The following is a 12,054-nucleotide window of genomic DNA, read 5'->3' as shown; positions in this document are numbered from 1 at the left end:
ACGGCGTGGACTACCAGGGTATCTAATCCTGTTTGCTCCCCACGCTTTCGCACCTCAGCGTCAGTATCGAGCCAGTGAGCCGCCTTCGCCACTGGTGTTCCTCCGAATATCTACGAATTTCACCTCTACACTCGGAATTCCACTCACCTCTCTCGAACTCAAGATCGCCAGTATGAAAGGCAGTTCCAGGGTTGAGCCCTGGGATTTCACCCCTCACTTAACGATCCGCCTACGTGCGCTTTACGCCCAGTAATTCCGAACAACGCTAGCCCCCTTCGTATTACCGCGGCTGCTGGCACGAAGTTAGCCGGGGCTTCTTCTCCGGTTACCGTCATTATCTTCACCGGTGAAAGAGCTTTACAACCCTAGGGCCTTCTTCACTCACGCGGCATGGCTGGATCAGGCTTGCGCCCATTGTCCAATATTCCCCACTGCTGCCTCCCGTAGGAGTCTGGGCCGTGTCTCAGTCCCAGTGTGGCTGATCATCCTCTCAGACCAGCTATGGATCGTCGCCTTGGTAGGCCTTTACCCCACCAACTAGCTAATCCAACGCGGGCTCATCCATCTCCGATAAATCTTTCCCCCGAAGGGCGTATACGGTATTAGCAGTCGTTTCCAACTGTTGTTCCGTAGAGATGGGTAGATTCCCACGCGTTACTCACCCGTCTGCCGCTCCTCTTGCGAGGCGCTCGACTTGCATGTGTTAAGCCTGCCGCCAGCGTTCGTTCTGAGCCAGGATCAAACTCTCAAGTTGAGTAATTTGATTTTGGCTTTATGGTCACGCATTCAATTGACGAGAACTTCACACAGCGCATCCAATTGCTCGGACACGCATTGTGTAACTTCTCTTGAAACGTGACCGCCAAAGTCTGGTTTGGTTCCCTTCACTCAACCCGAAGGTCAAGCTCCAGAAACCGTCGACTACCGCCGCCCACGTTTCTCTTTCTTCAATATTCAATTGTCAAAGAACTGATCCCAATCGCTTGAAATCATTGGCGTCTCAGCAACTTGCCGGGGCCATGTCGAGAACCGATTACTTGGCTCTCTTTGCTAACTTGAGGGCGAACTCATTGGCGCCAGCGGCGCGCCGCCCTCGTTGTTGAGCGCTTTATAGGGGCCACCACTCCAAGGAGTCAACAACTCTTTTTCACAAATCTGTCTTTTTTCTCATTCTCTCGCTCTGCCCCGCCGATCCCCCGCGGCATGAAATGCCCCTATAGGTATAAAGTGGCATTCCCGCCCTGTTTTCGCCTTATCCACGCCGGATTTTCCGCTACACCATCACCCTGCCTGCAATCGCACATCCGAACCGGCCCTGGCCGACCGTGACTTCCGGTTTGACTCACACACAATCGCAGGGCACATCTGCTGCCTGTTGGGGGTCACACCCATGAGCAGAGCCACAACACCTTGGAGGAACAATGCCGAACGACGAGTTTCTTGCACAGCAGATGGGCGATCAACCGCCGCTGCTCGCTGGTGGCCGCAAGCCACCGGACAGACGCGAGATCTCGTTGCGTTGGCTGTCGGGAACCTTCATGACCGGCATCACCTCCAGTCTCTTGATGGGCGTGGCCCTGTTCGGCGCTCTTGACGGGCGCGAACAGCTGGCAATCCCGGCTGAAGCCCTGGCCTCAACCGATCTTGGTGTCAGCGCCACCGGGGCCGTGGAGAAGGGCTCGCGACTGGTCCAGTCCGTTATCACCGCCAAACCGGTTGACCGGGCCATTATGGAAGTCTCGACCATGGTGCGCGATGGCGACCGTGATGTCGTCCGGCGCCAGCCCTTTGCCCATGTGAAGATCGCGCTCGCCGCCAATCATCCCGGCGCTGCAGCCAAGTCCTATCCGAGCTTTGATCCGCTCAAGATCTTCTCGGCGGGCGACACGGAAGCCGCATCGAGCGTCAGAACCGGCGTCATATACGGCGCGGAAGTTGATTCGGAAATCAGCCTGCGGTCTTTCGACTTCCCGCTGGAAGCACCGCCGCACCCTTTTGCCGCCTCAATGACGCTGGACGAAGCCGAGGAGACTGTCCGAACCAATGGATCGGTGCTGACCGATGGTTCAGTTCAGTTGGCATCGCTCAACTATGTTGATCCGCGACGCTTTGTGTCCAACAACCTTGAACTCGATTTCAGCGCCAGCCTCAATGCGCGCGTGATCGCCGAAAATGTCTCGGTCGCATCCTACTTGCCGACAGGCCTGGAACGCGTTGAATATGTCGATGACATCATACCGGTGCGCAAATCCGCGCATCTGTCCGACATTCTCGATGGCGCCGGCTATCTGGCCGAACAATATGATGCGGCCAAGGCAACCCTGGCCGGGCAGATCAAGATCGACAAGATCCCCGACCAGTCGGTCATCCGCGTCGGAGTCGAACAATCCGGCGACAGCACGCGGGTGATCCGCATGAGCGTGTATCACAAGGCCAAGCATGTGATCACGGTCGCCCTGTCCGATCATAACGGCTTTGTGCTCGGCAATGAGCCACCTCCGACCCTCGCTGTCGGATCCGCTTTCGACGAAACCGCGACACCGGTGGCATCCGGCCGTGACCTGCCCAATATATATGACGGAATTTATCGCGCCGGATTGTTCTACGGCATGTCCACCGACATGGTTGGCCAGATCATCCGAATGCTTGCCAGCAATGTCGACTTCCAGTCACCCTTGAAGGCCTCGGATACGTTGGAGGCTTTTTTCTCGGTGACTGACGAGAGCGGCGCCGCGACCGAGGATTCGGAACTGCTGTTCGTCAATGCCAAATTCGGCAGCAACACCGTCAGGCTTTACCGGTTCCAGCACCCGGAAGACAATTCCATCGACTATTATGACGAGGAAGGCCGTAGCGCGCGGCAATTCCTGCTGCGCAATCCGGTGCCGAACGGCAAATTCCGGGGCGGCTTTGGCATGCGCCGTCACCCGATTCTGAAATATTCGCGGATGCACACCGGCGTTGACTGGTCAGCGCCGCGCGGCACTCCGATCATTGCTTCAGGCAATGGCGTGGTTGAGAAGGCCGGCTGGGGCAACGGCTATGGACGGCAGACCATCATCCGGCACGCCAATGGCTATGAATCAAGCTATTCGCACCAGAACTCGATTGCCAAGGGCGTCGTGCCCGGCGCTCGAGTTCGCCAGGGTCAGGTCATCGGCGCCGTCGGTTCAACCGGTCTGTCGACCGGGCCGCACCTGCACTACGAACTGATCGTCAACGGCAACAAGGTCGATCCCATGCGTATCCGCCTGCCAGACGGCAAATCTCTGAAAGACGACGCCTACGCCATGTTCGCCCGTGAGCGGGATCGCATCAATTCGCTGCTCGGCATCGAAATGGCCAACAAGGAAGTCGCGAGCCGCTGAACCGGCTCAGATGAGGTCATGGCGTCATTGTGGGGTGAGAGACGTCAGTCTTCCGCATCGGTGGATTGAATGGCCGCAAGCGTCTTCTTGCTCAATCCGGCCATCACCATGGCATGCGACTGCCGGACATGATCACACAAGGCCTGATCATCCAGCGTCTGGCTGTCAAACCGCTGCAGCCATTTGAACCCGCGGGACGCAAGGTAGGGCGCAGGTCGCATTCCCGGCTCGCTCTTCAGCATCTCGAGACTCATCTCTGAAGCCTTGAATGTAACCCGCTTGGGCGCCCTGATCCGCCACTGCAATCGCAAGGACCTTGCCACCCACCTTGGCGACATCTGAGCCACCCCATCGCACGACACGCGTGGGCGCACACGATTCTATTTAAAGATGAATGGCTCTGGGCACTCTGGGCATCCAGATACAGAAAAGGCGGATCCGAAGACCCGCCTTTTCAAACCAGTTTGTCTTACAGCGCTGAGCGACATGCTTTACGCCGCTTCTCCTTGAGCCGTATCGGCCTCGGCAGCCTTCTCGTTCGAAACAGAGAACACCAACCGGTCGGAGCCCGCTTCAACGGTGACGTGGGAGCCCTCGCCCACCTCGCCGAGCAGGATCTTCTCGGCCAGCGGATCCTGCACATATTTCTGCACCACCCGCTTGAGCGGACGCGCACCATAGGCAGGGTCATATCCCTTGTTGGCAAGCCAGACACGAGCGCCCTCGTCCAAAGTGACATCGATCTTCCGGTCGACCAGCAATTTGCCCATACGCTTGAGCTGGATGTCGACGATCGCGCCCATTTCAGACCGGCGCAACCGGTGGAACAGGATGATCTCGTCAATCCGGTTTAAGAACTCCGGACGGAACGACGAGCGCACCACGTTCATCACGTCATCGCGTGCGGCATCTGCATCCTGATCATCCGTCAGTGCCGCCAGATATTCAGACCCCAGATTGGAAGTCATGACGATCAGCGTATTGCGGAAATCCACCGTACGCCCCTGACCGTCGGTGAGACGGCCATCATCAAGCACCTGCAGCAGCACGTTGAAGACATCGGGATGAGCCTTCTCGATTTCGTCGAACAGGATCACCTGATAGGGCCTGCGCCGCACGGCTTCCGTCAATGCGCCGCCTTCGTCGTAGCCAACATAGCCCGGAGGCGCTCCGATCAACCTCGAAACAGAATGCTTTTCCATATATTCGGACATGTCCATACGGATCAGCGCCGTCTCGTCGTCGAACAGGAACTCGGCCAGAGCCTTGGTCAGCTCCGTCTTGCCGACGCCGGTGGGCCCGAGGAAGATGAACGAGCCCATCGGACGATTGGGGTCCTGCAGCCCGGCACGGGCGCGGCGCACAGCCTTGGAGACGGCCTGAACCGCTTCCTCCTGTCCAACCACACGTTTGCCGATCTCGTCTTCCATCCTGAGAAGCTTGTCCCGTTCGCCTTCCAGCATCCGGTCAACCGGAATCCCGGTCCACCGCGACACGATGTGGGCGATGTGATCCGGCGTGACGGTTTCCTCGACCATGCCGGCAACATCTGCCTCACCATGGGCTTCGGCTTCTTCAAGCTGTCGCTCCAGGGCCGGGATCTCGCTATAGGCAAGCTCCCCAGCGCGCTGGAACTCGCCACTGCGCTGGGCGATGGCAAGGTCGTTGCGGGCTTCCTCAAGCTTCAGCTTGAGGTCGGCGGCATGGCCAAGCTTGTGCTTTTCCGATTGCCACCGCGCCGTCAGCGCATCGGATTTTTCCACGATGTCAGTCAATTCCATGTCGAGCCGCTCAAGCCGGTCCTTGGACGCCTGATCGGTTTCCTTCTTCAGAGCCTCGCGTTCAATTTTGAGCTGCATGATGCGGCGATCAAGTTCATCAAGCTCTTCGGGCTTTGAATCGACCTGCATTCTCAGGCGCGCGGCCGACTCATCGACCAGATCAATTGCCTTGTCGGGGAGAAACCGGTCGGTGATGTAGCGATTGGAAAGCACCGCAGCGGAGACCAGCGCCGAATCGCTGATTCGAACCTTGTGATGCTGCTCGTATTTTTCCTTGAGTCCGCGCAGGATCGAAACAGTGTCCTCTACAGTTGGTTCTTCCACCATGACCGGCTGGAACCGTCGGGCAAGAGCTGCGTCCTTTTCGACATGCTTGCGGTACTCATCAAGTGTGGTCGCGCCGACGCAGTGCAATTCACCCCGTGCCAGTGCCGGCTTCAGCAGGTTGGACGCATCCATCGCCCCGTCGGCCTTGCCCGCACCCACAAGCGTGTGCATCTCATCGATAAACAAGATGATCCCGCCATTGTTGGCCTCGATTTCGGAAAGCAACGCCTTGAGCCGCTCTTCGAATTCGCCGCGATACTTCGCACCAGCAATCAGAGCACCCATGTCGAGCGACATCAGCTGCTTGTCCTTGAGCGATTCGGGCACATCACCATTAACGATTCTGAGCGCCAGACCTTCCGCGATCGCGGTCTTGCCAACGCCCGGCTCGCCGATCAGCACCGGATTGTTCTTGGTCCGTCGCGACAGAACCTGAATGGTACGGCGAATCTCGTCGTCCCGGCCAATCACCGGATCAAGTTTGCCCTCACGCGCGGCCTCGGTCAGATCGCGGGCATATTTTTTCAGGGCATCAAAACCCTGCTCTGCACCGGCACTGTCAGCGGTGCGACCCTTGCGGATGTCGTTGATGGTCTGGTTGAGGCCCTGCGCCGTCAATCCCGCATTGGACAGGATCTTCGAGGTCCCCGCCGATGATTCGATCACCAGAGCCAGCAACAACCGCTCAACGGTGACAAAGCTGTCGCCGGCCTTCTTGGCAGCTTCTTCAGCTGTCTCGAACACCTTGGCAACCGGCTGCGACAGATAGAGTTGACCATTGCCGCCTGTTACTTTCGGCAATTTTGCCAGAGCAGCTTCATTGGCGAGCCGCACATCGGCGGGTCTTCCGCCAGCGCGCTCGATCAGCGATGACGCCATGCCCTGATCGTCATCCATCAACACCTTGAGCAGATGCTCCGGCATGAACTGCTGGTGACCGTCGGCCAATGCTTTCGATTGCGCCGACTGAATGAAACCGCGAACGCGTTCCGAGTATTTTTCAATGTTCATGAATATCTCCAATTCATGCCACGTCCGTCGTTTTCGGCACGTGGCAGTCCCCAGGAAGGGCCCCCGAATGCGGCAGGCCCGATTGATATCTTGGATATGGGGATTCAAAAGCGCGTTAAAAAGTATCTTTGAGCAATAAAAAACCCCGGTCGCCAGCAACCGGGGTTTTATCTTGAGTTCAAGAGGCGACGTTTACTCGGCCGCTTCGGGCTCGACTGCTGAAGGAGCAGCGCTGGTAGAAGGTGCGGCATCCGCGCTTTCTTCCACACGAACCCGCTTTGGCCGACCGCGCCGGCGCGGCGCTGGCCGAGGCGCGTCATTTTCAGGTGTTTCCTGCCCGATTGCGACTTCTGCAGGAACGCCTTCAATCACCGGCTGCGGTGCATCGGCATCATAGACAGGCTTGGGCTGGGGTGCCGGGCGCGGCGTGCGTGGCTCCTGCCGGTCGCTGCGCTCACCACGTTCTGGACGGTCGTTCCGATCGTCACGACCCTGGCGTTCACTACGATCCTGCCGCGGTTGCCGTTCGGAACGGGCCGGCTGCTCCGGGCGGGCCTGCTGTTCATCACGGTCGTTGCGGTCGTTACGGTCGTTACGGTCGTTACGGTCGTTACGATGATCCTGCGTGTTGCTGTCATTATCATCATCGGAATCACGGTCGTCATCGTCCTGATCTTGTGATTCGCGAGCTTGCGACCCGTTGTCGTCGCGCTGAAACCGCTCTTGCATCTGGGCTTGCGCCGTCAGGATGATCCGATTGTAGTGCTCGGCATGCTGCAGGTAGTTCTCAGCCATGACGCGGTCACCGGAACTTTGCGCATCGCGCGCAAGGTTCATGTACTTCTCCGCCACATGCTGGGCGGTTCCGCGGATCTTCACGTCGGGACCGGAGCTGTCATAGGAACGCGACAGAGGATTCTGGCCCTTGCGGTTATTCCCGCCGCCACTGTTGTTATTGCTTCCGCTACGTCCGCGACCGCGCTTGTTTTGCTGTCCTGGCCTCATTCGATAGTCACCTGGTTGAGTTCCTGAAAATTCTGTTGGGCGCTTAGCCGAAATCCCGGCTGGCAAGTTGCGCCGCGACATAGGATCGTCACCGATCCCGTCACTGTTATGGGTTCAAATGCAGATACCCGCGCCAGAGGCTGTCCTTCGAACCTGCCGCCAAAATGGCGGGTTCCGGGAACCGAGCCACGTCGGATCGAATCTGTTTAAAGACTTGCTATCCAGCGCTGACCGGGAAACTAGACATGTTTGCCGGTGATTCCAAGCCTTTTCTTGCCTCTACCCCCGAAAGTCGGTGCTGGCCATATTTGCGGACCCGGATAATGTGAAACAAAGCACCCGATCGACCCCGCCCAGATCGGAATAAACGGTGCCCTCCTCAAACCCTGCAAGATTGAAAAGTGCGCTCACCGATGCGCGTTGGCCAATTCCGATTTCAATCGCCACCATACCATCGTCTTCAAGTCGTCCTGCTGCCTGAGCGGCGATGACACGATAAGCTGCGAGCCCGTCAGGACCTCCATCCAACGCGAGCATGGGATCATGATCCGTTACCTCACGCTTCAGCGAGGCCAGATCACTGGTCGGGATGTACGGCGGATTTGAGACAATGAGATCAAAGCGTTCCTCCATGCCGGAGAACCAATCACCCACCACGGCCGAATATCGTCCCGACAACCCAAGCACCCGCGCGTTTTCAAGCGCGGTCGCGACCGCTGGCGCCGACACATCGACGCCAAGACAGTGGGCGGCAGTGCATTCCGCCAGCAGCGCCAGACCGATCGCGCCGGTTCCGATGCCGAGATCGACAATGCTGCAGCTACCTTTTTCCGCGCAAGTCGAACGGACAAACGGCAGCACGGCGTCGACCAGGCATTCGGTATCAGGCCGGGGTTCGAGTGTGGCAGCTGAAAGCCCCAGTTTCAGTCCGTAAAATTCCCGTGCGCCAAGAATACGGTGCACCGGCATGCCATTCAAACGGTCCCAAACTGCCTGCGCCAAGCGGTCACGGACGCCATCTTGCAACCGCGCCTCGCCGCCGGTCACCAGACGATGCGGCCCGATATTCGCAATACCAGCCGTCAATAAACGCGCATCAAGATCGGCGGTCTCGAGGTCAGCCGAGCGAAACGCCGTCCGCACCATCAGCCAGGCGTCGCCAATCGTTGTTGCACCTGAGAGATCAGGCTTGATCATGGCCGCCAAGCGATGCCAGCTGACCAGCCTGATGGTCGGAAATCAGGGCGTCAACGATCTCGTCAATTTCGCCCATCATCATCCGGTCAAGCTTGTAGAGCGTCAGGTTGATGCGATGATCGGTGACCCGCCCTTGCGGATAGTTGTAAGTGCGAATTCGCTCGGACCGGTCGCCGGAACCCACCTGGTTCTTGCGGTCGGCGGAACGTTCGCTGTCAGCCTTCTGCCGCTCCATATCAAACAGCCGCGAACGCAGCACCTGCATCGCCTTGGCGCGGTTCTGATGCTGTGATTTCTCCGAAGACGTCACCACGAGACCTGTCGGCAAGTGGGTGATGCGCACGGCCGAGTCGGTCGTATTGACGTGCTGCCCGCCGGCACCGGATGCCCGCATCGTATCGATCCGGATATCATCGGCCTTGATTTCAATGTCGATGTCTTCGGCTTCCGGCAGCACCGCCACGGTCGCAGCCGAGGTATGAATGCGGCCGCCAGATTCGGTTTCGGGAACGCGCTGCACCCGATGTACGCCGGATTCGAATTTCAACCGCGCAAACACGCCCTTGCCCGTCACCGTAGCAATGATTTCCTTGTAACCGCCGGCCTCACCCTCGCTCGCCGACAGCACTTCCACCCGCCAACCCCGCGATGAGGCATAGCGCTCATACATTCGAAACAGATCGCCCGCGAACAGTGCGGCCTCGGAACCGCCGGTTCCTGCCCGGATTTCAACAATGGCGCTACGCTCGTCAGCTGCGTCCTTGGGCAGCAACATGATCTCGATTTGCTGTTCCAGCTCTTCGATCTTGTCCTTGACCGTGTCCATTTCAGCGTCAGCCAGGTCCCGCATTTCGCGATCGCTTGCCCGGTCGTTGAGCATCGCGTCCAGATCAGCCAGTTCCGCCTGCGCCTTGTCGAGTTCCCGGATCCCGTCCACCAGTGGCTGCAACTCTGAATATTCAGTCGCCAACTTCACATAAGCGTCAGCTTCAGGCCCCGCAGACATACGGGCTTCAATTTCGCCAAACCTGCGTTCGAGTTCGCGTATTTTCTGAGTCGGCAATCGCGCCATTGTTGGTTCCTAAAGGCTCACGCCGTTGGCGTCTGCAAAGTCCATCAGGAACTCGCGTACTGTCTTCTCACTTTGGGTGTTGGCAATAGCCGGCAGAAGGCCTTCTTCAAGCTTGGCCAGATCAAGTGACAACAGCATCGATTTCACCGGACCAATAGCCGCTGGCGACATCGATATGTTCCTGAAGCCAATGCCCAGCAGCGCCATCGCTGTCAGCGGCTTGCCGGCGATTTCACCGCATAGCGTCAGCGATGTGCCTGCCTTGTCAGCCGCCACGACAATCTGGCGCAACACCCGCAGGAACGGGCGCCCCAGCGTGTCGAAACGATCGGCAACACGGGAATTTCCACGATCAACCGCCATCACGAACTGAAACAGATCGTTGGATCCGACAGAGACAAAATCCACCTCCGCCATCAATTCATCGAGCTGCCACATCAAGCTGGGCACCTCCAGCATCGCGCCAAATTGCAGGCTGCGCGGCAATCGATGCCCGAACCGGGACAAATGCCGAACCTCTTTGTCAAGCAACTCGCGCGCCAGCCGGAGTTCATTGACCTCTGTGACCATCGGCAACATCAGTTTCAGCTCGACGCCGGCAGCCGCCTTCAGCAATGCCCGGAGTTGAATGCGCAGCAGACCCGGACGGTCCAGCGAAAGCCGGATGGCGCGCCATCCGAGTGCCGGATTTTCCTCCTCGGCCGAGCGGAAATAGGACACCACCTTGTCCCCGCCGATATCGAGTGTCCGGAACGTCACCGGCCTGCCCTCGGCCTGCCGGAGAATGCTGCGATACAGGCTTTCCTGCTCGTCGACCTTGGGCATGGTCGAGGCAATCATGAATTGCAGTTCGGTGCGGAACAGGCCGATGCCGCTGGCGCCCGATTCGCTCAATTGCGGCAGATCCACCAGCAATCCCGCATTCATCAGAAGCGTAATCTCCTGACCATCGCGGGTCAGAGGTTCCACTGTGCGCAGTGCGCGGAACTGTTCCTGCCGCTTGGCACGGAACCGCACCTTGTCTGCATAGGCACTCTCCACCTCCGAGACCGGACGCAGATGAACGACACCGTCTTCGCCGTCGACGATGATCGCATCGCGGTTTTCCGCCAGCGAGGCAATGCCGATGACTTGGCCGACAACCGGGATGCCCATGGCGCGTGCGACAATCACCACATGGCTGGTCACAGCTCCGTCTTCGAGCACCAGTCCGCGAATAGCCTCGCGGGGATAATCGAGCAGCTCCGCCGCACCCATGGCGCGCGCCACGATGATGGCATCCTGCGGCAGACCGTCGCCGCCTGGCACAAACCCGGTCAGTTGCCGCAGCAGCCGGTTGGCCAGATCGTCGAAATCATGCAGCCTTTCCCGCAAATAGGGATCGGTCATGTGGATCATCCGGGCGCGGGTGTCGCTTTGGACCTTCTCCACCGCAGCCTCGCAAGTGAGGCCGTTGCGGATGGCTTCCTCAAGCTTTCTCACCCAGCCGCGATCATGGGCAAACATCCGGTAGGCCTCGAGAACAGCCCGGTGCTCGCCCTCCATGGAGACGTCGCGGCGCGACAGCATGTCGTCGATGGAAATCCGCAGGGACCCCAGGGCCTCTTCAAGCCGCGCCAGTTCGGCATCCAGATCGTCGTTGAGCAGGTCCGTTACGACGATCCGCGGCTCATGCAGGATAACGTGCCCCAGACCGATGCCGTCGCCATAGGCATCGCCTTCGATGGTCACCGGACGGCTCAAATCCAGCTCCAGCCCAGCGCGGGTGATCTGCTTGAGTTCGCCGGTGGCGATCATCTCGGCAAGAACCATCGACGTGGTCTCGAGCGCTTCGACTTCGTCTTCCCGGTACTTCCGATGCGCCTTGTTCTGCACCACCAGAACTCCCAGCGACCGTCCGGCCCTGAGAACCGGAACGCCCATGAAGGAGTTGTAAATTTCCTCGCCGGTCTCCGGCAGAAAGGTAAAGGCAGGATGCGAGCGGGCATCAGATAGATTGAGGGAGCGGGCGCTCGCGGCAATGGTGCCGACCAGGCCCTGCCCCATCTTCAACTGGGCCAGATGCACCGAATCCTTGTTGAGACCCTCTGTGGCAAACAGCTCCAGCGCCCCATCCGCGCGCAGCACGTAAAACGAGCACACTTCTGCGACCATATTGGCCGCGATCTGGCGGACAATCCGGTCAAGGCGCTCCTGCGGCTCAAGGGGCTCCGCCATCAATTCGCGCAGCCGCCTGAGAAGGACGCGCGGACCCGCTGAAAGGTCTCTCATCGCGCTTCGTTCTCCCAATTGG

7 protein-coding genes and 1 other annotated feature are annotated in these 12,054 nt (G+C 58.9%); of the genes, 1 reads left to right on the top strand and 6 read right to left on the bottom strand.

Annotation, left to right across the window (positions count from 1 at the left end):
• Window positions 1-754: a sequence feature (16S ribosomal RNA rRNA prediction is too short), on the bottom strand.
• Between the two features lie 667 nt (window positions 755-1,421).
• The gene (locus tag IMCC20628_RS22775; RefSeq protein ID WP_047032116.1) at window positions 1,422-3,368 is read left to right on the top strand and encodes a M23 family metallopeptidase; all 1,947 of its coding nucleotides are present in this window, start codon (window positions 1,422-1,424) and stop codon (window positions 3,366-3,368) included.
• 44 nt (window positions 3,369-3,412) lie between these two features.
• On the opposite strand, the gene IMCC20628_RS25860 is transcribed toward IMCC20628_RS22775, so the two are convergent.
• The 6 genes from IMCC20628_RS25860 to ptsP all read right to left on the bottom strand — a co-directional run bounded on the left by IMCC20628_RS25860 (window position 3,413) and on the right by ptsP (window position 12,032).
• Entirely contained in the window at window positions 3,413-3,622 is a 210-nt protein-coding gene (locus IMCC20628_RS25860) for a hypothetical protein (protein WP_343123248.1), read from the bottom strand.
• Between the two features lie 237 nt (window positions 3,623-3,859).
• A complete protein-coding gene (gene clpB / locus IMCC20628_RS22765; protein WP_047032115.1) occupies window positions 3,860-6,487 on the bottom strand; it encodes an ATP-dependent chaperone ClpB in 2,628 nt (875 codons plus the stop codon).
• A 192-nt stretch (window positions 6,488-6,679) separates the two neighbouring features.
• Window positions 6,680-7,492, bottom strand: a complete 813-nt coding sequence (locus IMCC20628_RS22760; protein WP_047032114.1) for a DUF4167 domain-containing protein — start codon at window positions 7,490-7,492, stop codon at window positions 6,680-6,682.
• 279 nt (window positions 7,493-7,771) lie between these two features.
• Entirely contained in the window at window positions 7,772-8,689 is a 918-nt protein-coding gene (prmC, locus tag IMCC20628_RS22755) for a peptide chain release factor N(5)-glutamine methyltransferase (RefSeq protein ID WP_245307840.1), read from the bottom strand.
• On the bottom strand, window positions 8,676-9,761 hold the full coding sequence (gene prfA, locus IMCC20628_RS22750; RefSeq protein WP_047032113.1) for a peptide chain release factor 1: 1,086 nt from the start codon (window positions 9,759-9,761) through the stop codon (window positions 8,676-8,678). Before prfA ends, prmC begins: the two co-directional genes overlap by 14 nt.
• 9 nt (window positions 9,762-9,770) lie before the next feature.
• Entirely contained in the window at window positions 9,771-12,032 is a 2,262-nt protein-coding gene (gene ptsP / locus IMCC20628_RS22745) for a phosphoenolpyruvate--protein phosphotransferase (protein WP_047032112.1), read from the bottom strand.
• Window positions 12,033-12,054 lie beyond the last annotated feature (22 nt).

This window comes from Hoeflea sp. IMCC20628, from assembly GCF_001011155.1.
Lineage (GTDB): Bacteria > Pseudomonadota > Alphaproteobacteria > Rhizobiales > Rhizobiaceae > Hoeflea.
The sequence above is the reverse complement of the archived record's forward strand: the minus strand, read 5'-3'. Positions and strand labels throughout refer to the sequence as shown.